General features: G+C 45.9%; 26 protein-coding genes and 1 pseudogene. 15 read left to right on the plus strand and 12 right to left on the minus strand.

Going from position 1 to position 21,731, the window contains the following annotated elements:
- Nucleotides 1-35 precede the first annotated feature (35 nt).
- Entirely contained in the window at nucleotides 36-1,316 is a 1,281-nt protein-coding gene (locus ICN26_RS08385; RefSeq protein WP_216267992.1) for a DEAD/DEAH box helicase, read from the plus strand.
- 39 nt (nucleotides 1,317-1,355) lie between these two features.
- Here ICN26_RS08385 and mmsB read toward each other — a convergent pair whose 3' ends face one another.
- Nucleotides 1,356-2,237 (minus strand): 3-hydroxyisobutyrate dehydrogenase, encoded by an 882-nt coding sequence (gene mmsB, locus ICN26_RS08390; protein WP_216267993.1) that lies wholly within the window; start codon nucleotides 2,235-2,237, stop codon nucleotides 1,356-1,358.
- 68 nt (nucleotides 2,238-2,305) lie between these two features.
- Between mmsB and ICN26_RS08395 the strand changes: the two genes are divergently transcribed.
- Nucleotides 2,306-2,599, plus strand: a complete 294-nt coding sequence (locus ICN26_RS08395; RefSeq protein WP_216267994.1) for a DUF1330 domain-containing protein — start codon at nucleotides 2,306-2,308, stop codon at nucleotides 2,597-2,599.
- A gap of 57 nt (nucleotides 2,600-2,656) precedes the next feature.
- Here ICN26_RS08395 and ICN26_RS08400 read toward each other — a convergent pair whose 3' ends face one another.
- A complete protein-coding gene (locus tag ICN26_RS08400) occupies nucleotides 2,657-2,845 on the minus strand; it encodes an Hc1-related histone H1-like protein (protein WP_173942993.1) in 189 nt (62 codons plus the stop codon).
- A 313-nt stretch (nucleotides 2,846-3,158) separates the two neighbouring features.
- Between ICN26_RS08400 and ICN26_RS08405 the strand changes: the two genes are divergently transcribed.
- Nucleotides 3,159-4,742, plus strand: coding sequence for a rhodanese homology domain-containing protein (locus ICN26_RS08405; RefSeq protein WP_216267995.1), 1,584 nt, complete (start codon nucleotides 3,159-3,161; stop codon nucleotides 4,740-4,742).
- A gap of 276 nt (nucleotides 4,743-5,018) precedes the next feature.
- Complete coding sequence (locus ICN26_RS08410) at nucleotides 5,019-5,270, plus strand: TIGR02450 family Trp-rich protein (protein WP_255534452.1); 252 nt, start codon at nucleotides 5,019-5,021, stop codon at nucleotides 5,268-5,270.
- A 52-nt stretch (nucleotides 5,271-5,322) separates the two neighbouring features.
- On the opposite strand, the gene ICN26_RS08415 is transcribed toward ICN26_RS08410, so the two are convergent.
- The gene (locus tag ICN26_RS08415) at nucleotides 5,323-5,850 is read right to left on the minus strand and encodes a phasin family protein (RefSeq protein ID WP_216267996.1); all 528 of its coding nucleotides are present in this window, start codon (nucleotides 5,848-5,850) and stop codon (nucleotides 5,323-5,325) included.
- Between the two features lie 114 nt (nucleotides 5,851-5,964).
- Here ICN26_RS08415 and ICN26_RS08420 point away from each other — a divergent pair.
- Nucleotides 5,965-6,354: pseudogene (locus tag ICN26_RS08420) on the plus strand (group II truncated hemoglobin).
- Nucleotides 6,355-6,381: 27 nt separating this feature from the next.
- Here the strand turns inward: ICN26_RS08420 and ICN26_RS08425 are convergent.
- From ICN26_RS08425 to ICN26_RS08435, 3 genes are read right to left on the minus strand one after another with little or no spacing between them, the layout of a single operon-like run.
- On the minus strand, nucleotides 6,382-7,599 hold the full coding sequence (locus tag ICN26_RS08425; protein ID WP_216267997.1) for a BaiN/RdsA family NAD(P)/FAD-dependent oxidoreductase: 1,218 nt from the start codon (nucleotides 7,597-7,599) through the stop codon (nucleotides 6,382-6,384).
- 3 nt (nucleotides 7,600-7,602) lie between these two features.
- Complete coding sequence (locus ICN26_RS08430; RefSeq protein WP_216267998.1) at nucleotides 7,603-8,118, minus strand: hypothetical protein; 516 nt, start codon at nucleotides 8,116-8,118, stop codon at nucleotides 7,603-7,605.
- A gap of 41 nt (nucleotides 8,119-8,159) precedes the next feature.
- Complete coding sequence (locus ICN26_RS08435) at nucleotides 8,160-9,017, minus strand: LOG family protein (RefSeq protein ID WP_216267999.1); 858 nt, start codon at nucleotides 9,015-9,017, stop codon at nucleotides 8,160-8,162.
- A 197-nt stretch (nucleotides 9,018-9,214) separates the two neighbouring features.
- Between ICN26_RS08435 and ICN26_RS08440 the strand changes: the two genes are divergently transcribed.
- From ICN26_RS08440 to ICN26_RS08455, 4 genes are all read left to right on the plus strand, one after another.
- On the plus strand, nucleotides 9,215-9,424 hold the full coding sequence (locus ICN26_RS08440) for a hypothetical protein (protein WP_216268000.1): 210 nt from the start codon (nucleotides 9,215-9,217) through the stop codon (nucleotides 9,422-9,424).
- A gap of 168 nt (nucleotides 9,425-9,592) precedes the next feature.
- The gene (locus tag ICN26_RS08445) at nucleotides 9,593-10,312 is read left to right on the plus strand and encodes an ABC transporter substrate-binding protein (RefSeq protein WP_255534453.1); all 720 of its coding nucleotides are present in this window, start codon (nucleotides 9,593-9,595) and stop codon (nucleotides 10,310-10,312) included.
- Between the two features lie 118 nt (nucleotides 10,313-10,430).
- Entirely contained in the window at nucleotides 10,431-11,312 is an 882-nt protein-coding gene (locus ICN26_RS08450) for an NAD(P)H-hydrate dehydratase (protein WP_216268002.1), read from the plus strand.
- Nucleotides 11,313-11,318: 6 nt separating this feature from the next.
- Complete coding sequence (locus ICN26_RS08455) at nucleotides 11,319-12,299, plus strand: DMT family transporter (RefSeq protein WP_216268003.1); 981 nt, start codon at nucleotides 11,319-11,321, stop codon at nucleotides 12,297-12,299.
- 21 nt (nucleotides 12,300-12,320) lie between these two features.
- Here the strand turns inward: ICN26_RS08455 and ICN26_RS08460 are convergent, their stop codons facing one another.
- From ICN26_RS08460 to ICN26_RS08470, 3 genes are all read right to left on the minus strand, one after another.
- The gene (locus ICN26_RS08460; protein WP_216268004.1) at nucleotides 12,321-12,578 is read right to left on the minus strand and encodes a protein tyrosine phosphatase; all 258 of its coding nucleotides are present in this window, start codon (nucleotides 12,576-12,578) and stop codon (nucleotides 12,321-12,323) included.
- Between the two features lie 90 nt (nucleotides 12,579-12,668).
- Nucleotides 12,669-13,817: an aminotransferase class V-fold PLP-dependent enzyme gene (locus tag ICN26_RS08465; protein ID WP_216268005.1), complete on the minus strand. Its 1,149-nt coding sequence runs from the start codon at nucleotides 13,815-13,817 to the stop codon at nucleotides 12,669-12,671.
- 104 nt (nucleotides 13,818-13,921) lie between these two features.
- A complete protein-coding gene (locus ICN26_RS08470; RefSeq protein ID WP_216268006.1) occupies nucleotides 13,922-14,830 on the minus strand; it encodes a DMT family transporter in 909 nt (302 codons plus the stop codon).
- Between the two features lie 147 nt (nucleotides 14,831-14,977).
- Between ICN26_RS08470 and ICN26_RS08475 the strand changes: the two genes are divergently transcribed.
- The 4 genes from ICN26_RS08475 (at nucleotide 14,978) to ICN26_RS08490 (ending at nucleotide 17,312) form a co-directional block, all read left to right on the plus strand.
- Nucleotides 14,978-16,123 carry an alpha-hydroxy acid oxidase gene (locus ICN26_RS08475; RefSeq protein WP_216268007.1) on the plus strand — a complete coding sequence of 382 codons (1,146 nt, stop codon included), beginning with the start codon at nucleotides 14,978-14,980 and terminating at the stop codon, nucleotides 16,121-16,123.
- A 67-nt stretch (nucleotides 16,124-16,190) separates the two neighbouring features.
- Nucleotides 16,191-16,925, plus strand: coding sequence for a bestrophin-like domain (locus ICN26_RS08480; RefSeq protein ID WP_369411818.1), 735 nt, complete (start codon nucleotides 16,191-16,193; stop codon nucleotides 16,923-16,925).
- Nucleotides 16,922-17,113 (plus strand): hypothetical protein, encoded by a 192-nt coding sequence (locus tag ICN26_RS08485; RefSeq protein WP_216268008.1) that lies wholly within the window; start codon nucleotides 16,922-16,924, stop codon nucleotides 17,111-17,113. The genes ICN26_RS08480 and ICN26_RS08485 overlap by 4 nt, the downstream gene beginning before the upstream one ends.
- Before the next feature lie 22 nt (nucleotides 17,114-17,135).
- Nucleotides 17,136-17,312: a hypothetical protein gene (locus ICN26_RS08490; RefSeq protein ID WP_216268009.1), complete on the plus strand. Its 177-nt coding sequence runs from the start codon at nucleotides 17,136-17,138 to the stop codon at nucleotides 17,310-17,312.
- Nucleotides 17,313-17,355: 43 nt separating this feature from the next.
- Here the strand turns inward: ICN26_RS08490 and ICN26_RS08495 are convergent, their stop codons facing one another.
- Both ICN26_RS08495 and ICN26_RS08500 read right to left on the minus strand, forming a co-directional pair.
- On the minus strand, nucleotides 17,356-18,456 hold the full coding sequence (locus ICN26_RS08495; protein WP_216268010.1) for an alkene reductase: 1,101 nt from the start codon (nucleotides 18,454-18,456) through the stop codon (nucleotides 17,356-17,358).
- A gap of 78 nt (nucleotides 18,457-18,534) precedes the next feature.
- Complete coding sequence (locus ICN26_RS08500; protein ID WP_216268011.1) at nucleotides 18,535-19,482, minus strand: hydrogen peroxide-inducible genes activator; 948 nt, start codon at nucleotides 19,480-19,482, stop codon at nucleotides 18,535-18,537.
- 172 nt (nucleotides 19,483-19,654) lie between these two features.
- Here ICN26_RS08500 and ICN26_RS08505 point away from each other — a divergent pair, with 172 nt between their 5' ends.
- Both ICN26_RS08505 and ICN26_RS08510 read left to right on the plus strand, forming a co-directional pair.
- Nucleotides 19,655-19,822 carry a rubredoxin gene (locus ICN26_RS08505; protein ID WP_215304339.1) on the plus strand — a complete coding sequence of 56 codons (168 nt, stop codon included), beginning with the start codon at nucleotides 19,655-19,657 and terminating at the stop codon, nucleotides 19,820-19,822.
- Nucleotides 19,823-19,870: 48 nt separating this feature from the next.
- On the plus strand, nucleotides 19,871-21,037 hold the full coding sequence (locus ICN26_RS08510) for an NAD(P)/FAD-dependent oxidoreductase (protein WP_216268012.1): 1,167 nt from the start codon (nucleotides 19,871-19,873) through the stop codon (nucleotides 21,035-21,037).
- An 89-nt stretch (nucleotides 21,038-21,126) separates the two neighbouring features.
- Here ICN26_RS08510 and ICN26_RS08515 read toward each other — a convergent pair whose 3' ends face one another.
- The gene (locus ICN26_RS08515; protein WP_216268013.1) at nucleotides 21,127-21,720 is read right to left on the minus strand and encodes a urate hydroxylase PuuD; all 594 of its coding nucleotides are present in this window, start codon (nucleotides 21,718-21,720) and stop codon (nucleotides 21,127-21,129) included.
- Between the last annotated feature and the right edge of the window lie 11 nt (nucleotides 21,721-21,731).

Raw genomic sequence — 21,731 nt, forward strand, 5'->3', positions numbered from 1 at the left:
TTAATTGAATACGGGCCAATATTTATTTGGCTCCTATGTTATTTACAGATCTTGGTTTATCAGAACCCATTCTTCGCGCGATTAGCGAGGAAGGTTATACCAGCCCTACCCCCATTCAAGAAAAATCAATCCCCGCCGTATTGAAGGGTGGAGATTTACTTGCCGCTGCTCAAACTGGTACCGGTAAAACTGCCGGCTTTACTCTGCCGATTCTTCAGCGCTTAAGCAGTACGGCCAAGACTAGTGGCAAGCGTCAATTACGTGTATTGATTTTGACCCCCACCCGCGAACTAGCTGCTCAGGTTCAAGAATCCGTCGTTACCTACGGCAAATACACTGGCCTTAAATCAACTGTTATTTTTGGCGGCGTTGGCGCTAATCCTCAAATCAAAGCCATTGCTGCAGGGCTCGATATTTTGGTGGCAACACCGGGGCGCTTGCTGGACTTAATGTCACAGAACTGTGTCTCACTAGCCAATATTGAAATTCTGGTACTTGATGAAGCAGATCGCATGTTGGATATGGGCTTCTTGCGGGACATTAAAAAGATCCTAGCAGTATTACCAAAGCAACGGCAGAACTTATTATTTTCAGCGACCTTCTCTACTGAGATCAAAGCATTAGCGGATGGCTTACTCAATTCACCAGCATTAATTGAAGTGGCGCGAAGCAATAGCACCAATGATGCTATTGCTCAACTCATCCACCCGGTAGATAGAAACCAAAAGCACCCTTTGTTGGCCCATCTGATTAAATCAAATCAGTGGCAGCAGGTTCTGGTGTTTACTCGCACAAAACATGGTGCTAATAAATTAGTTACTCAGCTTGAGAAAGATAGTATTACCGCCATGGCTATTCATGGCAATAAGAGTCAGAGTGCTCGCACCAAAGCTTTAGCAGAATTTAAGGATGGAAAAATCACCGTCTTAGTAGCTACTGATATTGCTGCACGCGGTATCGACATTGATCAACTACCTCACGTTGTGAACTACGACCTGCCAAACGTCTCTGAGGATTATGTTCACCGCATCGGAAGAACTGGCAGAGCAGGCTCAAATGGAGTTGCGGTTTCTTTAGTCTGCGTTGACGAACATCAGATGCTCCGAGATATTGAAAAACTCATCAAGCAAAAGCTACCTCAGGAAGTAATAGCCGGATTTGAGCCAGATCCGAATGCCGTAGCGCAACCAATCCAATTGAGAAGCCAACAGCACCAACAAGCCAGAAAGCCTCGAGCAGGCAATGCTGGCGGTAACGGCGGAGCGAGACCTGCAGCTAAGCGAAGTAGTCCATCTAAACGCAGCTTTAATCGATAAATCGAGAATTTAAGATAGGTGGTATTGAATCAGTTGATCTCAATCTACCTTGAGATTAAATACGCTAGAAAAGTCGAGTTGCCCATTGCCGGCTTGACTATGGACTTCGTAGAGTTTGCGGGATAGCTCTCCGAGCGGAATACTCGCATCTAAATCACTTGCATTCTCAGTGGCTAAGCCTAGATCTTTCAGCATCAAATCTACGCCAAATCCACCCGCATAGCCTTTTGAAGATGGCACGTTATCCATGACCGCAGGACAAGGGTTGTAGAGCTCTAATACCCAGTTACGTCCAGAGCTCTTAGACATGATGTCGGAGAGTACCTTTGGGTCCATGCCATTAGCAATGCCCAGGCGCAATGCCTCGCTCGTGCCAAGCATCTGAATACCCAAGAGCATGTTGTTGCAGACCTTCACAGTTTGGCCGCTACCGCTTGCACCTGCATGGAAGATATTCTTACCCATCTTCTCTAGCGATGGTCGAGCTCGATCAACATCTATGACATCTCCACCGACCATGAAGGTTAAGGTTCCAGCCTGAGCACCGGCAGTTCCTCCGGATACGGGTGCATCAATCATGGCAAAGCCTTTGGCTTTTGCTTGGGCAGCTACAGCTTGAGATACCTTCGGAGAAATCGTCGAGCAGTCAATGAGTAAGGCCTTGGGATTAGCTACAGCAAGTAAGCCAGAATTACCCAAGTACAAAGCCTCAACATGTCGTGAGGCCGGGAGCATGCTAATAATGACATCTGCATCAGCAGCAGCGTCGGCTGCACTGGGCGCAGGAACACCTCCGCCAGCCTTAAAAGCATCCAGTTGAGTCTGAACCAGATCAAACCCCTGAACCTGGTGACCTGCTTTAACTAAATTGAGGGCCATCGGAAGACCCATATTGCCCAAACCTAAGAATGCGACTTTCATATGCGCCCCGTATGCAATAGTAAAGTTCTAATATCTCACTATAGCTTGCTTAATTTCTGGAGAATGAAATGACTCTTAAGGTAATTGGTCTTATTCAGCTAAATGATCTTGAGGCGTTTGAGGAGTACCGGTCGCAAGTAGGAGACACAGTCAGCCTTTATCAGGGCAAGATCCTCTCACGTGGATCGTTCAATACATTTTTATGGAATGAATTGAAGTGTGACTCCTTCAGCGCCGTTGTAGAGCTGGAGTTCCCAGATCTAGAGCACTCAGAATTGTGGGCCAATAGTCCTGAGTATCAAAACTTACTGGCGATTCGGAGTAAAGCGATGAAGCTCACTTTATTTTCTGTCAGTCTATAAAAATAAAGCCCGGCTCCTTGTGGGGGCCAGGATGAATTCAGTTCAGGGTAAGAAGAGTTACTTCTTAGCTTCCATGGCCTCTTTGGCAGCAGTAATTTCTTTACGACGCTCTTTGCATGCGCCAGCAATTTCTTGCAAAGCTTTACGAGCACGAGCAGCAGATGCCTTAACGCCCTTTTCAATAAACTTTTCGTTCTCTGCTTTGTAAGTTTCAAAAGCAGCCAACAATGTATCGTGTTGTGACATCCTGTCTCCTAGATCTTTAATTAAAGTTTGAGTATTGAGCTCGGAAATAGTATATCCCCATAAAAAGCAGGGAATTACAGGTCTAGCCCTAGGGATAACTCTTATATTGCCTAAATCCTCCAAAATAGAAAAACTAATAAAAACGATGGAGACGGACATAAAAAAAACAAAAATGCCCCATTTATAGCCTATTGTCTTAAATAAGCCAGCCGATACTTTCGGGGTATTTTTAGTCCGAAATCTTGCGTGAAAATTGAATATTTCCAGTGATTTACACCTAAATTAGCCACCACAATTAATACAGAAAAGAATGATGCCCATCAAAAATCAAGACTATGCATTTGTCCGAAATAAGTTAATCAAAAAGGAAGAAATCGCTCTATTAGATGTTCGCGAGGAAGATCCTCATGCACAAGAACATCCTCTGTTTGCTGCCAATCTTCCCCTATCACGGATTGAGGTGGATGCACTCAGTAAGCTCCCTCGAAAAGATGTGCCGATTGTCACGCTAGATGATGGTGAAGGGCTTGCGCAATTAGCAGCCGAAAGACTCTCCAAGCTTGGCTATGTAGATGTTGCTGTATTTGAAGGTGGCGTTACAGGATGGAAGGCTGCTGGCGGAGAGGTCTTTAAAGACGTGAATGTTCCCAGTAAATCTTTTGGTGAATTTGTAGAGTCCAAACGGCACACGCCTTCCCTGTCAGCACAAGAAGTGAAGAAGTTAATTGATGACAAGGAAGATATAGTCGTTGTGGATGTGCGTCGCTTTGATGAATATCAAACCATGAGCATTCCTACGGGCATTAGCGTCCCTGGTGCCGAGTTGGTTTTACGCCTTCCAGAATTAGCGCCCAATCCAAAGACGAAGATCATCGTCAATTGCGCAGGCAGAACGCGCAGCATTATTGGCACTCAATCGCTCATTAATGCCGGCATTCCAAATGAAGTCAATGCATTGCGTAATGGCACGATTGGCTGGACCTTGGCTGGTCAAGAACTTGATAAAGGTCAAAGCCGTCAATTCACAGAGGTCAGCGAAAGTACTGCTGCCAAAGCTGCTGAGCGTGCACGTAGCGTTGCAGATCAGGCTGGGGTGAAGCGAGTGAAGCTTGCCGATATCGAGCAATGGAAATCCCAAGCTGAACGAACTACCTATTTCTTTGACACAAGAACACCTGAAGAATATGAAGCAGGCCACCTGCCTGGATTTAGGTCAACACCGGGCGGGCAATTGGTTCAAGAAACAGAAATGGTGGCGCCTGTTCGTGGTGCACGCATCGTGTTATCCGATCCGGGTAGCGTCAGAGCCAATATGCCAGCTTCATGGCTTGCGCAAATGGCTTGGGATGTTTATGTGATTGATGACATTAAAGCAAGTGATCTGACTGAGAAAGGGGCGTGGATTGCACCTCATCCGCAAGCGCCTCACATTCAGATGGTAGATGTGAATACTGCTTCATCATGGTTAAAGAATGATGCCAAGACGATTTTCATTGATCTGAGCACCCACGCAAATTATGTCAAAGGCCATATTCCTGGTAGTTGGTTTGCACTACGCTCCCAATTTGCGAGCGCCTTGAAGAATCTTCCTGCAGGAAATCGCTATGTACTCACCAGCACTACGGGTGATTTAGCCGTATTTGCTGCACAAGAAATTCAGGGTCTCACTCAGGCGGAAGTGCACGTATTGTCTGGAGGTAATGCGGCATGGATCAAAGCTGGCCTTGATATTGAAAAAGGGGCGACTCATTTAGCATCACCCCCGATGGATCGCTACAAGCGGCCATATGAAGGAACCAGTGTTGATCCCGCAGCGATGCAGGCCTACCTAGATTGGGAATTTGGTTTAGTAGAGCAACTTGGTAAGGATGGAACCCATCACTTCTGGGTGCTTTGATAATAGTGATATACAAAACAATCGCCGTCTTGATATTGGCTTTCGGACTCTCAGCTTGTGGGCGAGAAACTTACACTACCTGGTCGTGTACAGATAGCGCCGGAACCAAATCTTCTCTGATTCTCAAAAAAGCGCAGATGCAGTTTCAGGATCGTCAATATGACTACTGTGGGAGCCTTGGTCCTCTGAGTTATTTTGATCTGAAATGTCCCGCTCAAATACAGGACTCTAGCAATATCTTTACTACGAGTTCAGGCAAACTCGTCAGCAACAAAAATGAATTTCGATGCAATGAGCTCTAAAGAGAAAAATCTCCTTAGCCCTAAAAAATTACTACTCAGTAAATGGACGGCAGTAAAGCCAAGCCATAAGAGAAAACACTTTTTAGTCAGTAAAGTCATTCTGCCAGAGTTACCAGAGACGGCAATTGAGTTTGTAGAGCTTGAGGCGGTTTTTGACCGGCATTCCCAAATCATTCCTTGGCGTGAGCTTAAGGATACTGAAGTCTGGCTCCAAGGCTGGGTATAAAAAAACCGCCAATACATTGGCGGTCTCTGAGAACTTAGTTAGAAAAAGATACCTACTTCGTCTTCTTGTTTGTGTCTGAAGATTTTCTCAAATGCTCTTCGATATTTTTCTCAGCAGCATCAGCAACTTGATTCACAATTTTACGACCCTCTTTAAACATCTTCTGACCAGCGGTTGACATGTCATGAACCACTTTAGATAACTTGTCAGCATGTCCCGGCAATTTACCTTCAACATCTTCAAGCCAGTTCACTAAAGAGCTGCGAACTTTTTCTAAATGCTTTTCAGTTCCATCAGCCGCATCATCACCAATGTCTTTGAGAACAGATTTCACTTTCTTCTGATAAACAGTCGCACGTTTGGCAGCTTCCTTGGCAGCCTGATCTTGAAGCTCTTTAAGCTTGGCAAGATCATTTTTGGCTGCGGACTTGGCGCTCTCCATCGCATTTTTCATGCCCCACTGAATTTCTTCAAGGTGGTGGGCACTGAGATCTTTGGCGGCATCCAATAATTTATGGGAATAAGCAAATAGCTCCTTCGCCTTTTCTTGTTGCCATGCTTGAATATCTTTGTGGTCCATTGCATCTCTCCTTGAGTTAAATAAACGTTCTGATCCATTAAAAAGCACTCTTCTATGCTATACCCAAATCACATTCTTGCCAATTCCCTACAGCCTTGGCATTAAAATTAGGGCATGAGCGAGAGAAAAAACCCTTACGAAATGATTGGTGGCGCAGCGAAGATTGAGGAGTTGGTGGATCGCTTCTACGATTTAATGGCTCTAGAAGAACCCTTCGATGCATTAAGAGCCATTCACCCCCAAGATCTATCGAACTCCTGAGACAAGCTCAAACTCTTTTTGTCGGGTTGGCTGGGAGGTCCTGATATCTACTCTCCGAGGCATGGTCACCCCATGTTGCGCGCTCGGCACTTACCCTTCAAGATTGGCCTCAAAGAGCGTAATCAATGGCTAGACTGTATGTATCGCGCAATGGAGGATTGCGGAATTGATAGTCAGATTGGCGCCCAGCTAGAAGAGTCTTTTTTTAATACTGCCGACTGGATGAGAAATCAGCCAAACTAAAAAGAGTGCTGAAGTTTCGGGAACTCTCTAAATAGATTGGGCACAGGCAAAGCCGCTAGCCCAAGCCCACTGAAAGTTATGGCCCCCAAGGTGCCCCGTGACATCGACACACTCGCCAATGAAATACAAGCCTGGATAATTGCGAGCCATCATCGTTTGACCATCAAGCTCTTTAGTATCTACGCCGCCCAACATCACCTCGGCTTTTTTCCAACCCAGCGTACCAGCTGGCTTTACCGACCAATTGGTAATGAGCTCTTTGAGTGAATGACGATCCTTTTTAGAAACCTCTGCCCATTTTTTACCTAGGAGATTTTTCTGCTCAGCAAATGCTTTTGCAAGGCGCAATGGCATTACTGAAGCCAAGATATTTTCCGTCAACTTGAGGCGGTTATCCTCGTGATTGAATAATTCATCGCAACTAAATTGACCATGAGCCTCTACCGCGCCTAACCAATCAACATGAATTTCCTCGCCTTCGACCCAGTAGCTGCTAGCCTGTAAAACTGCAGGTCCGGAAAGACCTTTATGCGTTAAGAGTAGATCCTCGTTAAAGCGACATGCGCCATAACGCTTTCCCTTGGAGCCTGCCGCAATCCGCACCGGTAAGCTTAGGCCGGATAATTCAATGAGATTATCAAATTCACCAGACGTGAATGAGAGCGGCACAAGTGCAGGACGCGGATCAATAATATTTAATCCAAATTGCTTAGCAATATCTAAGGAGAATGCCGTTGCACCAATTGCCGGGACTGGTAGACCACCTGTTGCCATGACTAGTGATCTGGCTTTCTCATCGCCCGTATTTGTTTTAACAATCCATTCTCCTGCCACATTTGAGACTGACTGTACTGAGACTGGATGGCGAATATCGACATGACCTTTAGCGCATTCAGCAAGCAACATCTCGATAATTTGCTTTGCTGAATCATCGCAAAATAGCTGACCCTGATGTTTCTCATGATAGGCAATACGGTAAGACTGCACCAGCTTAATAAACTCTTTAGTGGGATAGCGTGCTAGAGCACTTTTTACAAAATGGGGATTTAAGGATAGAAAATTTGCTGGACTACTATGCAAGTTGGTGAAGTTACATCTCCCCCCGCCACTAATCCGAATTTTCTCGCACAAGACGTCAGCATGGTCAAGTACCAAGACTCGCTTGCCTAACTGACCAGCAACCCCAGCACAAAAGAGTCCAGCAGCTCCACCGCCAACAATGATGGCATCCCATGCTTTACTCATGACCTACTTAAAACGATCAATGACTTCAGGTGCCATCTTCAGTTTTTGCATATGCAAACGGGTGTAAGCCTGACGGAAATTTTTTGTCATGGAGATCATGACGGATGCGGTCCAAGCAAAGGCGAACATTCCTGAAAAAGCAATAATGATCGCCAGCATCTTCCAACCGCTCGGTAAAAGATCGTCCATAAAACCCATCGCAGTATAAGTACTGCCGCTGAATAAAATGCTCTCGCCTAAATTCGGCAGAAGATTAAATACTCGAAGTGAGATACCCCAGAGAATGATCTCAAAGATATGAGTCAGAAATAGACACAGCACACTGACATAAAACACGAAAGCTACTGAAGAATACTTATGCTCTGACAAATATAAAAATGACTTCACTTCGTAGCGCTTGGCAATTTGGAGCAAAGCAAACCCATGTACTAGCATCACAATGAGGAGCATGGCGATACCAAACAAGTAGGCCGGTAAATCTAGCTCGGAAGTAAGGGTAACGGTATTGGTAATGGACATGATCTTTAGGAGACTATTTTACAGGTCTTATGAGCATTCTCTTAGGCCAATTGATACCAATTCCGAATCACCGTCCAGGCCTCATCGGCAGTCTCTACAAAATGGATTAAATCCATATCTGCTTGATCTATTACGCCATGATCCAGCATGTGCTTGAAGTTGATCACCTCTTGCCAGAATGTCTTTCCAACCAAGATGATTGGGAAGCGTTCAACTTTTTTAGTTTGCATCAAGGTAAGTACCTCGAAAAGCTCATCAAAGGAACCAAAGCCTCCTGGATAGGCCACAATCGCTCTTGCCCTCAGCATAAAATGCATTTTACGAATCGCAAAATAATGAAAGCGAAAGCTCAAGCCCGGCGTGAGGTAAGGATTGGGATGTTGTTCTCTTGGCAGGCTAATATTAAAACCAATAGCTTTATCCCCTGCTTCAAATGCACCACGATTAGCGGCTTCCATAATTCCGGGGCCACCACCAGTAGCGATGTACAACTTATTTCGATCTTCAGATTGAGTAGCGTTATAACCCGCAACGATTCCCCCGAATTCTCTAGCCGAGTCATAGTACTTACAGTGCAGCAAAGCTCGTTTAGTATCCGCTTGAGCTTCTGGTGTTTTGGCGCTCTTTTCCAATTCCTGAGCCGTTTGACAACTTACAAAACGGGTTGAACCAAATACGGTAATGGTGTGTTCAACACCGTGCTCATGCAACAGGATCTCTGGCTTAAGTAACTCCAACTGAAAGCGTAGACCTAAAGTTTCACGGCGCGCCAAAAAAGCCTGATCATCAAATGCAAATCTATAAGAATCGTCGGAATCGCTCTCTGCTAGTTGGCTTTTCTGAAGTTTTAAAAAATCAGTAATGGTTTGGGAGTTGTTTAGAGGAAGTCTTGGGCTCATATTTAAACCTTGATTTCAACCTTTAAAAAATGACTTATCTTCATTTGGGCAGATAGACAAGCCCTAGGATACAAGCTCAGAATTAGTATTACTACCTAGAATTTTGCATTAATTTCACATCTAGGGCTGATTCGGATTTACCGTATGCGATTCAAGCGTTAATATAAGGAAATATTAACTAACCCGAAGGAAATGCAATGAGCAACCGTTCAATCATCATCATGGTACTAGTATTAATCTCTGCTACAGCCTATTTACTCATCAAAGGCGACGGCGACATTGATATGGGTGGCGAGAAGCATGGTGCTGAAGCTGCTCACATGGAAGAAGCTAAGAAAAATGCTCCTGCAGCCCCAGCCGCACCAGCAGAAGCTCCAGCAGCTCCTGCAGCTGACGCTAAGAAATAATCTCTTCCCGAAAAAAACAAGCCGCGGTTCGCCGCGGTTTTTTTATATCGATTTATTTACCCTTGCCATTTCATGAAAAAAATATTTGGATGTAGTCTGCTGTTGATATGCCAGTTAGTTTTAGCTCAAACACCCAATGCAGTTCTAAATAAACCCATCGATAACGCTATGATGAAATCTTTCGCACCAACTGGCACTCTTCGTGTTGGCATTAACCTAGGCAATCCCGTTTTAGCAGGCTCAATTGATCGGAGTGAACCTCAACCCAAGGGAGTGACAATAGATATTGCCAAAGAAATTGGAAAACAATCCGGCATACCAGTCGAGCTGATCTCCTTTAAAAGTGCTGGGGCAATAGTGGAGGCCCTTAAAGCCAATCAGCTAGACCTCATTTTTGTAGCCATCGATCCAGTACGTGGAGCAGATATTAGCTATACCCCTGCCTATATACAAATTGAGGGCGCCTACATGGTCAAAGCCTCTTCACCCATCAAGAATAATGAAGAGGTTGATGTTGCTGGCAACGAGATTGTGGTTGGTAAAGCTAGTGCCTATGACCTGTATCTCACACGTGAAATCAAAAAAGCCACTCTGCTTCGGTCAAGCAACTCTCAATCTGTCGTGGATGACTTTATGAGCGGAAAAGGAAATGTTGCTGCAGGAGTAAAGCAGCAACTAGAGGCAGATTCAAAGCGATACAGCAATGTACGCATGTTGCCGGGTAGATTTATGGTGATTAATCAGGCAATTGGAGTCCCAAAATCACGCGCTGAGTACGAAAAAATAACCGTCTATTTGAGTGGCCTCATTGAGCAATTAAAGACTTCAGGTTTTATCGCCAACTCCATGAAAAAGCATGGCATCGAAGGTGCTAAGGTAGCCGAGTAAAAATAGAAATGCTTTGGGATAATGACATTCTTTCACTCCAACTCTTCACGGATAGTTTGCGCTAAGTTCACCCGATAAAATTCCTCATTAAGCCACGTATAAGAGCGATACTGCTTAAATGAACCACCCTACCGAACTGAGATCACTCGAGCTCATTACCCGTCTTAAGCGAGCACCCTCAGAGCATAAAGGAAATGCTGGCAAAGTTTTGCTCATTGGTGGCGCACCTGGAATGGCCGGTGCTCTCATCTTGGCAGGCAGTGCCGCACTGCATTTAGGGGCAGGTTGGACTATGTTGGAGATGCTAGATCCAACAGCTGCCCATGCAATGCCCGAACAACCCGAGCTGATGGTTCGCCTAGCCAGCTTTAACGCCCAAGTGCAATTAGCAACTACAGCACCAGATGTAATTGCGATTGGGCCGGGCCTTGGTTTTTCTGTGCTTGCTAGAGATTGGTTAATAGCCTCGCTATGCTATCCAAAAGTGCCACTCGTGATTGATGCCGATGCACTCAACCTGATTGCCGATAACCCTGAATTTTTAGATCTCCTCAAGCAGCGTAATCAAGTATTCCCAGGCATGACTGTACTCACCCCACATCCTGGAGAGGCCGCCCATCTTCTCAATACGACCACCTCGGTCATGCAGACAGATCGCTTCACCGCGGCGTTGAACTTGGTCAATCTCACCGATTGCATCGTCGCCCTTAAAGGTCAACATACCTTAGTTGCTTCACCTCTTCACCCAACAGTGCAGTGCGCTCAAGGTAATCCCGGTATGGCCGTTGGCGGAATGGGCGATGTCTTAACCGGCACTATCGCAGCCATCGCAGCACAAGGCATTCACCATAATCTCAATTTATGGGAGTCTAGTTGTATTGGCGTGCAATTACACGCTACAGCAGCCGATAGTTTGGTAGCGCAGCAGATTGGCCCCATTGGACTTACTCCAACAGAGGTCATTTTGGAGATGCGGAGTCTACTCAACAAACTGTTATAAATCATCATGCAATCAGTTAGTGAAATTCTTCATCATCGCCGTTACGTCTACGGTCTCTTAATGGCTGGACTAGGCTCCATACTATTTTCTGGCAAGGCTATTTTGGTCAAACTTGCTTTTGGCTACGGTGCAAATGCTGAGACACTGATTGCCTTAAGAATGCTGATGGCACTTCCCCTCTTCTGGGGAATTTATTGGTGGCAAGCTCGCAGGCAAGTCATGAGTCCGCTGACCTTTAAAGACAAAATGAAGATATTTTCCCTGGGATTTATGGGCTACTTTCTTTCCAGCTATCTTGACTTTTTAGGACTGCAATACATTTCTGTTGGACTAGAACGTATCGTGCTGTACCTTACACCTACCATCGTATTGTTAATTTCTTATTTTGTATTGAACAAATCGATTAGTCGCTTGCAGTGGTATGCACTCGCAGTGGGGTATCTTGGCGTCATCGTCGTATTCATTCAAGATGCCAGCTCTACCGGATCGATGGCCCTGCTCGGCATGCTACTGGTCTTTGCTAGCGCGTGCTCGTATGCAATCTATATGATTGGGTCCGGAGAAATGGTCGGGCGCGTTGGTAGCGTTCGCTTAGTTGTTTACGCTAGTTCAACATCAGCACTCATGAGCGTCATTCAAATTCTGATTTACGATCCTGCCGCTGTTTTTGTACAGGTACCCCAAATCTATTGGCTTAGCCTACTCAATGCAAGTCTGTGCACGGTCATTCCGATGTTGTTAATCATGATTGCCATTAATCGCATTGGCTCACCTCTAGTTGCTCAAGCTGGAATACTGGGGCCCGTCTCTACCCTATTTATGGGTTGGATCGTATTATCCGAACCTATTACCTGGATTCAGATGGGCGGGATGAGTTTGGTGATGGGGGCGATGTGGTTGCTGGTACGTAATGATGCGCCAAACAAACAACAGGGTCAGGGCTCTACAAAGCCCCTAGATCTTGAGGGATCTGACCCGCTAAATTAAATAGTGAAATAAGCATTTTTGTTACTGAGCAGTAGGCTCTTGGGCTGCTGGTTTCTTCTTAGTTTTTTTCTTAGCTTTCTTCTCCGCTTTTTTATCTTTCTTGGATTTCTTCGCGGTCTTCTTTGCCGCTTTTTCTGGCTGGGCATCAGGCGTCGTTGCAGGAGCTGCCACGGGCGCTCCTGCTGGGGCTGGATCCGCTGCCATTACAGTCAATGGTGATAAAGCAATTGAGGTAGAAACGAAGGTAGCTAAGATCAATTTTGTAAAGGGGGGGTTCATTTGAGGTTCCAATAGATTCATGGGTAGTTAAATGATGCTCAACTAAAAAGCCGTCCTAAGACGGCCTTTTGTGAAAACAAATAAAGCGACTTAAGCTGGCTGCGCTTCAGTCTCAGTAATTTTTTCTAATGCTGTTGCAAGATGATCCACTGTGCGATCAACATGCGCTAACTTCTCTAGGCCAAATAAACCGAGGCGGAATGTGCGGAAGTCTGGACGTTCATCACACTGCAAGGGCACGCCAGCTGCTGTTTGCATACCCATAGCAATAAACTTTTTACCTGACTGAATATCTGGATCCTTGGTATAGCTCACGACCACGCCAGGAGACTGAAAGCCTTTTGCTGCAACTGAGTGGTAACCATTGGATACCAATAAGGCACGAACTTTATCGCCTAACTCTTGTTGCTTAGCTTTGAGTGCAGCAAAACCTAAAGACTGAGTTTCTTTCATCACGTTACGCAAGATTTTGAGCGCATCGGTTGGCATAGTGGTGTGATACACGTGACCACCCTTTTCATAGGCTTCCATAATTTGGAGCCACTTCTTAAGATCCATTGAGAAGCTACTGCTTTGGGTTGATTCAATACGCTCGCGCGCTCTATCACTCATTGCCACCATAGCGCAGCAAGGTGAACTACTCCAACCTTTTTGAGGCGCAGTGATCAACACGTCGACGTTGCAAGCCTTCATATCTACCCAAGTTGCACCTGATGCGATGCAATCGAGAACAAACAAACCATTCACAGAGCGTACTGCTTCACCCACTGCCTTGAGATAGTCATCCGGCAAAATAATGCCTGCGGAAGTTTCTACATGAGGAGCGAAAACAACTGCTGGCTTTTCTTTTTTAATAAAAGCCACTACCTCTTCGATCGGCGCAGGGGCAAATACACCTTGCGTAGCATCTTCCAATTGTCTACCTTTGATAACGGTAATGTCCTTGGTGATATTGGCTAAATCAAAAATCTGAGTCCAACGATAGCTAAACCAGCCGTTGCGCAAAATAAGACATTTTTCATTATTGGCAAATTGACGGGCAACGGCTTCCATACCAAATGTGCCGCTGCCAGGAACGATCACTGCAGAACTTGCGTTGTACGCATCTTTCAGGACGCTAGAAATATCCACGATGACTTTTTTGAACTCTTCAGACATGTGATTTAGCGAGCGGTCGGTGTAAACAACCGAGAACTCTAAGAGACCGTCTGGATCAACATTCGGGAGCAAGCCTGGCATAGTAATTTCCTAGTAAATCGTATGAATAGCCCTAAATGATACTGATTTAGTGCTGTTTGAGTACTTCGTCTTTGAAAACGGCCTTTTTGAGCAAATAAAGGGGGTTAAGCACTTTTCTTTGTCGCAGAGGAAACCAGTATTCCGACCACAATCAGGACAAAAGCTAAGCCATGAAAAAGCTGAGGTGGATCCCCCAAGATCGCGGCAGACAGTAAGGCTGTAAATAAAGGTATGAGGTTGGCAAAGAATGCTGCCACCGTGGGTCCAGCACCATTCACCCCCAAACCCCAACACCGATAAGCAATTAAGGAGGGGCCAATGGCTACAAACAAGATTAATGCCCCAGTCCAATAATTAAGATCAATAAAGGCGTGCCCCGTGGCAATTTCAGCACCCTCAAATAACATCGTCCACAAGAATCCAATCAAAACCTGCGCCGTCAAAAACTCAGCCCATGGCCACTGCCGCTCAGTACTCTCTCCTGGGCGGCTAATCATCCAGCTATAAAAGGCCCAGAGAATCGTGGCCAACATAATGAACAAATCACCCATCACTACTTCCATACTCAAGAGACTGGCAGGCTCACCTCGGGTGAGAACTACGGTAACGCCTATCAAGGAGACGACTGCACCCAAGAGCTGAAGAAGCGTCGGCCTCACTTGATAAAAGACAGCACCGATCAGGAGCATCCAGATAGGCATGCTCGCCCCAATGAGGGTGACATTAATCGCCGTCGAGGTTTGCAAGGCGAGATATAAGAGTACGTTATAGCTACCTACCCCCAACAATCCCAAAACAAGGAAGCGACTCTTGTTTTGCCACAAGGCACTTCCTGGCTTTAGGATTCGCCAGCCAAGAGGTAGTAGTAGCAAGGCTGCTAGACCCCAGCGGACAGCACTGAGGGTGATCGGCGAAATACTTCCCACCAAGACCCGTCCGGCAATTGCATTACCCGCCCAGAGGAAGGTAGCAAGCGATAAATAAAAGACAGTTGAGAGGGGTATTTGAGGCATTCGGGGGGATGTAGGTGAATGAGTGGCTGTTTAGAGCCTCAAGAAGGGCTTTGCCTAGTCATTGTAGAAACAAATGCTCGGTATTGCTAAGATAGAGCTTAAATTAGCGTCAGACATCTGGCATGAGCAACACACCGAGGGGTTTTAGTGACAATCATCACCAATATTGAAGATTTACGAGTTCTGCATCAGAAACGCACCCCCAAGATGTTTTATGACTATGCAGACTCCGGGTCGTGGACTGAATCCACCTACCGCGCGAATGAGTCGGATTTTCAGAAAATTAAACTGCGTCAACGCGTTGCCGTCAATATGATCAACCGCACCACCAAAACAACGATGGTCGGACAAGAAGTTGCCATGCCAGTCGCTTTAGCGCCTACTGGACTAACCGGTATGCAATATGCTGACGGTGAAATTCTGGCGGCCCGCGCTGCAGAAAAATTTGGCGTCCCCTTCTGCCTTTCTACGATGAGCATTTGCTCGATTGAAGATGTGGCAGAGCGCACTACCAAACCGTTTTGGTTTCAGCTCTATGTCATGAAAGACCGCGGCTTTATTGAGCGCCTCATTGAGCGTGCCAAAGCAGCTAAGTGCTCTGCCTTGGTTCTCACTTTAGATTTACAGATTCTGGGACAACGCCATAAAGATTTAAAAAATGGTTTATCTGCCCCTCCAAAGCTGACGATTGCCAACATCATCAACATGATGACTAAACCCCGCTGGTGCATGGGTATGGCGATGACTCCCCGTAGAACCTTTCGTAATATTGTTGGTCACGCCACTGGTGTTGGCAACATGTCCTCCCTCTCCTCTTGGACAGCAGAACAGTTCGACCCAGGTCTGAGCTGGGATGATGTGGAGTGGATTAAGAAACTTTGGGGTGGCAAGTTAATTATTAAAGGCATCTTGGATGAAGAGGATGCCCGCTTTGCTGCTAACTCGGGCGCGGATGCTCTGATCGTTTCCAACCATGGTGGCCGACAGTTGGATGGTGCCATCTCTAGCATCAAAGCTTTGCCTGGCATTGTGAATGCTGTTGGTAAAGATATTGAGGTGTGGATGGATGGTGGCATTCGTTCAGGGCAGGATGTTTTGAAGGCTTGGGCATTAGGAGCACGTGGCACATTGATTGGTCGCCCCTTCCTCTATGGCTTGGGTGCTATGGGCGAGGCCGGCGTTACTAAATGCCTAGAGATTATTCACAATGAATTAGATATCACCATGGCCTTTACAGGACATCGTGATATCCAGAATGTGACTAAAGATATTTTGTATCCAGGAACTTTTTAATATTTCACACTTAGCCAATTCTCCCGAACTCGTATTTGGCATCTCTGCTGTAGCCCTCTCGGGCTCGGTGTGGTTTGGCAATGCCGTACTGAGCAAGTACCGCACAAAAGATACTGAGACCTCTGCAGATTTGGGGATCATTCAGACTGCAACACTCACATTGCTTGGCCTGATTATTGGTTTTACCTTTTCCATGGCTATTGCTCGGTATGACTTAAGGCAGACTTATGAAGAGGCTGAGGCAAATGCCATTGGTACTGAGTTCTTAAGAGCCGATCTTTTGCCCAGCAAGACTGCAGAATCCATCAAGGGGCTTCTCAACGAATATCTGGATCAGCGTATTTTCTTTTACTCTAAGCAAGATCAAGAAACGGCTAAGCAAATTACGAAACGCACCCTTGCTTTAGAGAACGCGATGTGGAACGAATTACTCCCTGTAGCACGCACACAATCAACCCCGACTATTGCACTAGTCATCGCTGGAATGAATGATGTGATCAACTCCCATGGCTACACCCAAGCGGCTTGGTGGAACCGTATTCCGACTGCGGCCTGGTGGCTGATGGCAGCAATCGCGATTGCTGCCAATATGTTGGTGGGTTTTGGTGCACGAAACTTTAAACGTAATGTCGGCCTTTTTATGATTTTCCCAACCATGATTTCCATTGCCTTCTTTCTGATTGCAGACATTGATAGTCCTCGTGGTGGCATTATTCGTATCGACCCACGAAATCTGATTGATTTAAAAAACAATTTGAGCTCCCTAAATAGCTCAGTCCCTACCAGAGGCATTAATAAATGAAGCGTATTGTTGATGTATATAAAGATAGGGGTCGAGAGCTCGTGTGGACTTATGTCATTCACCTTGGCAATCTTGAGTTTCACCCGGCTCAAACTGATTTTGAGCAAGAGGCACTGCGACTTTCTCAACTTGATAAGCGCGGCACGCCAAGCGAGTTGAGTGCCAAAGCTAGACTTACCGTTCGATAACTTTTAACTTTAGTTCTGAAATATGAAACCTTTAAGCAAAAAAGCCAAGATGGCAGTTGGATGGACAATCTTAATGACCGTTACTGGCACTGCCATGCTGCATCAATGGGAATTTTTTGCGATGGGATGTGCATCCATTGCAATGCTACTCATTGCGAATCACTATGGCCTACTGAAAGATCCTGAAGACAAAAAATAAGGCCCCTATCTTTCGATAGCGGCCCCAATTGATCTTCAGCAGATTAGAGTGTTGGGTAATCTGTATATCCGACCTCTGCTCCACCGTAAAAAGTTGCACGGTTATAAGCATTCAGTGCTGCGCCTTGCGCAAAGCGCTCAGCCAAATCCGGATTAGAAATATACAAACGTCCATAGGCCACTGCATCTGCTAAGCCAGCCTCTAAAACAGCTTCACCCATGGCTTGATCATACCCACCGGCACTAATAAATTGACCCTGATAGATTGCACGGAACATCTCTGAGGTAATGGGCGCCTCTACGTTTACTTGATCATTACCACCTGCACTTGTGGAACGCGGTTCAATCATGTGCACATAAGATAAGTGATAGCCGTTGAGCTTCTGAATTACCGCGGTAAACAAAGCAACTGGATCGCTATCAGCCATATCATTAAAGCTACCGTACGGTGATAAGCGCACACCGATACGATCACTTGGGTATACCTTGGTAATAGATTCAATAACCTCGCCCAATAAGCGCATACGATTTTCGATTGATCCGCCATAGCCGTCAGTACGTTGATTGGTTTTATCTTGTAAAAACTGATCGAGTAAATAGCCGTTCGCAGAATGAATTTCCACACCATCAAAACCTGCCGCTTTAGCATTAACAGCAGCTAGCTCAAAGTCCTTCAGAAGACGGACAATGTCTTCGGTGCTCATCGCCTTAGGCGTTTCGTAATCGTGCAACTTCCAATCAGCACCATAAGTTTGGCCAGCAGGCGCAATCGCAGATGGAGCTTCAGGGATACCCTGCTCGGGATGTAAAGAAGAATGGGAAATACGTCCAACATGCCATAACTGCGCAATCATCTTGCCACCTCTGGCATGCACCGCACTCACAATTTCCTTCCAAGCCGCTGTTTGCGCAGCAGAATAGATACCAGGTGTTGCGGGATAACCTTTGCCAATAGCAGAAATTTGCGTTGCTTCGCTGATGATGAGGCCGGCACTTGCCCTTTGCTCATAGTACGTTTTTGCAAGAGGATGTGGCACATCCCCATCAATGGCACGCATTCTAGTGAGAGGAGCCATCACAAGGCGATTCTTTAATTCAATCGCGCCAAGTTTGACGGGTGTAAACATGATTTCTTTTCCAGACATGAACTACTTTCTTTGAGGATGAACACTTCAATTAATGGGCAACTGTAGCAGGGATACTAAAGCACCGCCGATACCATACTAGACTCTTTGAAAACTCTTTCGACTGCCCCGACTAATTCTTGGGCTAGATTTAAATCTTGACTCAATACTCTGGGCAAGCGCTTGGAACTCATCATGATGCGCAGTTGATAAGCGAGCTACAAGCGCAATCACTCTCTTGGGAGCAGGCGGTGCTAAAGGCCGGGCAATTAATGTCGTACCATTTAAGATCCCGCCTTTTACTGCCATTTCAGGTAGCAGCGCAATGCCCATACCAGACTCCACCATTTGCAACAGTGTCAGTAAACTAGTTGCCTCCATGCCTTCGGCATTGCGAATATCAGAATGCTTACAAGCTTGCATAGTGTGATCACGCAAGCAATGGCCCTCCTCTAGCAACAGTAGCCTCTCTGCCATTTTGGTTGGCAAATGAATTTCCTTACCTTTTAATGCAGGGTCATTTGCACCTGCAACTAACCAAAATTCATCGACAAAAAGCTCTTTTACCAACAGGCCCGCTGTGTCATAGGGCAATGCAATTAATGCAAAATCGAGTTGATGATCCGCTAAACGCGCCAATAGATTAGCGGTTAAATCTTCACGCAGGGCAATCTTGAGCTTGGGGTAATGCTCCCGAATATCTGGCAACACATTTGGCAATAAAAATGGTGCAATGGTTGGGATCACTCCCAATCGAATAGTCCCCACCATGGGCTCGCCAGAGGCGCTCGCATACTCCACAAGATCTTGAGACGAGGCTAAGATGACCTTAGCCCTTTCCAAAATCTCTAGACCGATTGGAGTGATAGCTACATTTTGTCTATCCCGCTCTACCAAGCAGACTCCCAACACATCTTCCAGCTCTTTTAAACCAGCGCTCAGGGTAGATTGGCCTACAAAGCAGGCCTCTGCAGCCCTAGTAAAATTAAGCTCTTGAGCAACTGCTACAAAATAGCGAAGTTGTCGTAATGAAGGTAGAGCCGCCATAAGTTGTAGTTATCCCTATAATCTAATTATCAGATAAATAATATCATTCCTATTTACCTTATAAATCATTGCCTACTTACTTGCTTGATACAAAACAATCAGTCTCTTAGCTGGCAAGTAAATTTGAAATTCAATTTAAACTGTCTTTTATCTCTCACAGTAAGGAATCTCTATGAAATCTTGGCAATGTATCGTATGCGGTTTCGTCTATGATGAAGCGAAAGGCTTGCCTGAAGATGGCATTCCTGCTGGAACCGCTTGGGCTGACGTTCCTGAAGATTGGGAATGTCCAGATTGCGGTGTATCAAAATCTGACTTTGAAATGGTGCAAGTTTCCTAATTCAAGTAAAACGTATTACCTTTCAACGCATTATTAGGGAGTCCATTTTTGGATCATCAGAATCAATCATCCCCATCAGGGATTGTCATCATTGGTAGCGGCTTAGCTGGCTTCACCGTCATTCGCGAGCTTCGCAAAATAGACAAGGTGATTCCGATTACCCTTGTAACAAGAGAGCCGGGATACTTTTACTCCAAGCCAATGCTCTCTACCGCATTGGCAAGCAGCAAATCTGCAGAGCAATTAGTCTCCACTAATGCCGAGGGCATGGCAACACAGCTAGACATTACGATTCTGGGCGATGTTGACGTCACTGCAATTGATACCACCTCACAAACAGTCACCACTTCTACAGGCAGCCTTTCCTATGGAAAGCTAGTACTAGGATTAGGCGCCGATCAAATTCGCCTTCCTTTGGAAGGCAATGCAGCCAATGAAGTGATTACCGTCAATGATCTGGAAGACTATGCGCAATTTCGCAAGACAATTGAAGGCAAAAAACGAATCGCTATTTTAGGTGCAGGCCTCATTGGATGCGAGTTTGCAAATGATTTAGTTTTAGGCTCCTATGAAGTAGATGTCATCGATTTAGCACCGCAGGCTTTAGGTAGACTACTTCCCGAAGCGGCGGCACAAGCACTGCAAGCGAAGCTCAGTGCAGCAGGTGTGCGTTGGCACTTCGCTACTACCGTTCAATCGATTGATCGAAGCGGCGATTCTCTCTCAGTTACTCTTGCCAACGGATCGGTAATTCATAGTGATGCATTTCTGTCGGCCGTCGGTTTAAAGCCTCGCTTAGATTTAGCTCAATCAGCCGGAATTGCAACAGGCGCAGGTATTACAGTTAATCGTCAATTAGAAACCAGCGCCAAGAATGTTTATGCCATTGGCGACTGTGCCGAAGTTGAGGGCTTGGTTCTGCCTTATGTCATGCCGATCATGCAGGCTGCACGAGCTTTAGCTCCTAATCTACTTGGGCAAGCGACTACCCTCAGTTATCCTGCAATGCCCGTCATGGTCAAGACCCCTGCCCTACCAACCATTGTTTCACCACCAGCTAAAGATGCGCTTGGTGATTGGAAAATCAATTCGGTTGAAGGTGGTCTTGAAGCGCGCTTTGAATCTAGTGACGGTAAGTTGCTCGGCTTCGCTCTTATGGGTACAGCTACCGCACAACGTGGCGCACTGACAAAAGAGTTGCCCCCCATCTTGTAGTCATGGTGGCTGACCGCTATCTCTCAACGATCTGCACAAAAGAAAAAGGCCCGCTCAGCGGGCCTTTTGCATGATCCAAAACATTTACCTTATGAAGCAATCACAAACCACGTTGTATTGTGTGACTGAGCGCTCATCAAAAATAGCATTGGGATAGATAGCATCGTGTTAAAGCGGGAAGTCAACATCGCAATGCGTGCAGACTTTGCTTTGACATCAGGCTCAACCGCAACCATGCCTAGAGCACGTTTCTGATTTGGCCAAATAATGAACCAAACGTTGAACGCCATGATCAAGGCAATCCACATACCTAAGCCGATTGCGCGGAAAGGTGCCTGCAAAGTGAATGCCTGATGCGCATACCCATTCAATATGGATAAGATCAAGCCGCTCAGTACGGTCAATAGAGCAGCCCATCGAAACCAAAAGAGTGCTGTTGGAGCAATAACTTTGCCGATTGCTGGCTTTTGCTCATCCGGAATCTTTGACATGGATGGAATCTGCACAAAATTGAAATACCAAAGCAAACCTACCCACATCACGCCAACCATCACGTGAATCCAACGGAATAAAAATGGCAACTCAATCGAACCGAGGTTCGCACCCAAGGCTAGGACAATCAATACGAGGAGCACAAAGCCAGCTAAAACAGTACGGCCTAATGAGGTAAAGATAGATGACATGAGAGCTTCCT

Origin of the sequence: Polynucleobacter hallstattensis, from assembly GCF_018881835.1 — a bacterium.
In the GTDB taxonomy this organism is placed as follows: Bacteria; Pseudomonadota; Gammaproteobacteria; order Burkholderiales; family Burkholderiaceae; genus Polynucleobacter; species Polynucleobacter hallstattensis.

What these genes read in the sequence shown, in the direction of transcription:
- ICN26_RS08430 (WP_216267998.1), bottom strand. Translation starts at nt 8,118, where the DNA reads ATGTCCATTACCAATACCGTTACCCTTACTTCCGAGCTAGATTTACCG.
- ICN26_RS08445 (WP_255534453.1), top strand. Translation starts at nt 9,593, where the DNA reads ATGATGAAATCTTTCGCACCAACTGGCACTCTTCGTGTTGGCATTAAC.
- ICN26_RS08385 (WP_216267992.1), top strand. Translation starts at nt 36, where the DNA reads ATGTTATTTACAGATCTTGGTTTATCAGAACCCATTCTTCGCGCGATT.
- ICN26_RS08490 (WP_216268009.1), top strand. Translation starts at nt 17,136, where the DNA reads ATGAAACCTTTAAGCAAAAAAGCCAAGATGGCAGTTGGATGGACAATC.
- ICN26_RS08450 (WP_216268002.1), top strand. Translation starts at nt 10,431, where the DNA reads ATGAACCACCCTACCGAACTGAGATCACTCGAGCTCATTACCCGTCTT.
- ICN26_RS08485 (WP_216268008.1), top strand. Translation starts at nt 16,922, where the DNA reads ATGAAGCGTATTGTTGATGTATATAAAGATAGGGGTCGAGAGCTCGTG.
- ICN26_RS08435 (WP_216267999.1), bottom strand. Translation starts at nt 9,017, where the DNA reads ATGAGCCCAAGACTTCCTCTAAACAACTCCCAAACCATTACTGATTTT.
- ICN26_RS08415 (WP_216267996.1), bottom strand. Translation starts at nt 5,850, where the DNA reads ATGGACCACAAAGATATTCAAGCATGGCAACAAGAAAAGGCGAAGGAG.
- ICN26_RS08410 (WP_255534452.1), top strand. Translation starts at nt 5,019, where the DNA reads ATGAATTTCGATGCAATGAGCTCTAAAGAGAAAAATCTCCTTAGCCCT.
- ICN26_RS08505 (WP_215304339.1), top strand. Translation starts at nt 19,655, where the DNA reads ATGAAATCTTGGCAATGTATCGTATGCGGTTTCGTCTATGATGAAGCG.
- ICN26_RS08515 (WP_216268013.1), bottom strand. Translation starts at nt 21,720, where the DNA reads ATGTCATCTATCTTTACCTCATTAGGCCGTACTGTTTTAGCTGGCTTT.
- ICN26_RS08455 (WP_216268003.1), top strand. Translation starts at nt 11,319, where the DNA reads ATGCAATCAGTTAGTGAAATTCTTCATCATCGCCGTTACGTCTACGGT.
- ICN26_RS08405 (WP_216267995.1), top strand. Translation starts at nt 3,159, where the DNA reads ATGCCCATCAAAAATCAAGACTATGCATTTGTCCGAAATAAGTTAATC.
- ICN26_RS08425 (WP_216267997.1), bottom strand. Translation starts at nt 7,599, where the DNA reads ATGAGTAAAGCATGGGATGCCATCATTGTTGGCGGTGGAGCTGCTGGA.
- ICN26_RS08400 (WP_173942993.1), bottom strand. Translation starts at nt 2,845, where the DNA reads ATGTCACAACACGATACATTGTTGGCTGCTTTTGAAACTTACAAAGCA.
- ICN26_RS08465 (WP_216268005.1), bottom strand. Translation starts at nt 13,817, where the DNA reads ATGCCAGGCTTGCTCCCGAATGTTGATCCAGACGGTCTCTTAGAGTTC.
- ICN26_RS08495 (WP_216268010.1), bottom strand. Translation starts at nt 18,456, where the DNA reads ATGTCTGGAAAAGAAATCATGTTTACACCCGTCAAACTTGGCGCGATT.
- ICN26_RS08440 (WP_216268000.1), top strand. Translation starts at nt 9,215, where the DNA reads ATGAGCAACCGTTCAATCATCATCATGGTACTAGTATTAATCTCTGCT.
- mmsB (WP_216267993.1), bottom strand. Translation starts at nt 2,237, where the DNA reads ATGAAAGTCGCATTCTTAGGTTTGGGCAATATGGGTCTTCCGATGGCC.
- ICN26_RS08500 (WP_216268011.1), bottom strand. Translation starts at nt 19,482, where the DNA reads ATGGCGGCTCTACCTTCATTACGACAACTTCGCTATTTTGTAGCAGTT.
- ICN26_RS08470 (WP_216268006.1), bottom strand. Translation starts at nt 14,830, where the DNA reads ATGCCTCAAATACCCCTCTCAACTGTCTTTTATTTATCGCTTGCTACC.
- ICN26_RS08395 (WP_216267994.1), top strand. Translation starts at nt 2,306, where the DNA reads ATGACTCTTAAGGTAATTGGTCTTATTCAGCTAAATGATCTTGAGGCG.
- ICN26_RS08460 (WP_216268004.1), bottom strand. Translation starts at nt 12,578, where the DNA reads ATGAACCCCCCCTTTACAAAATTGATCTTAGCTACCTTCGTTTCTACC.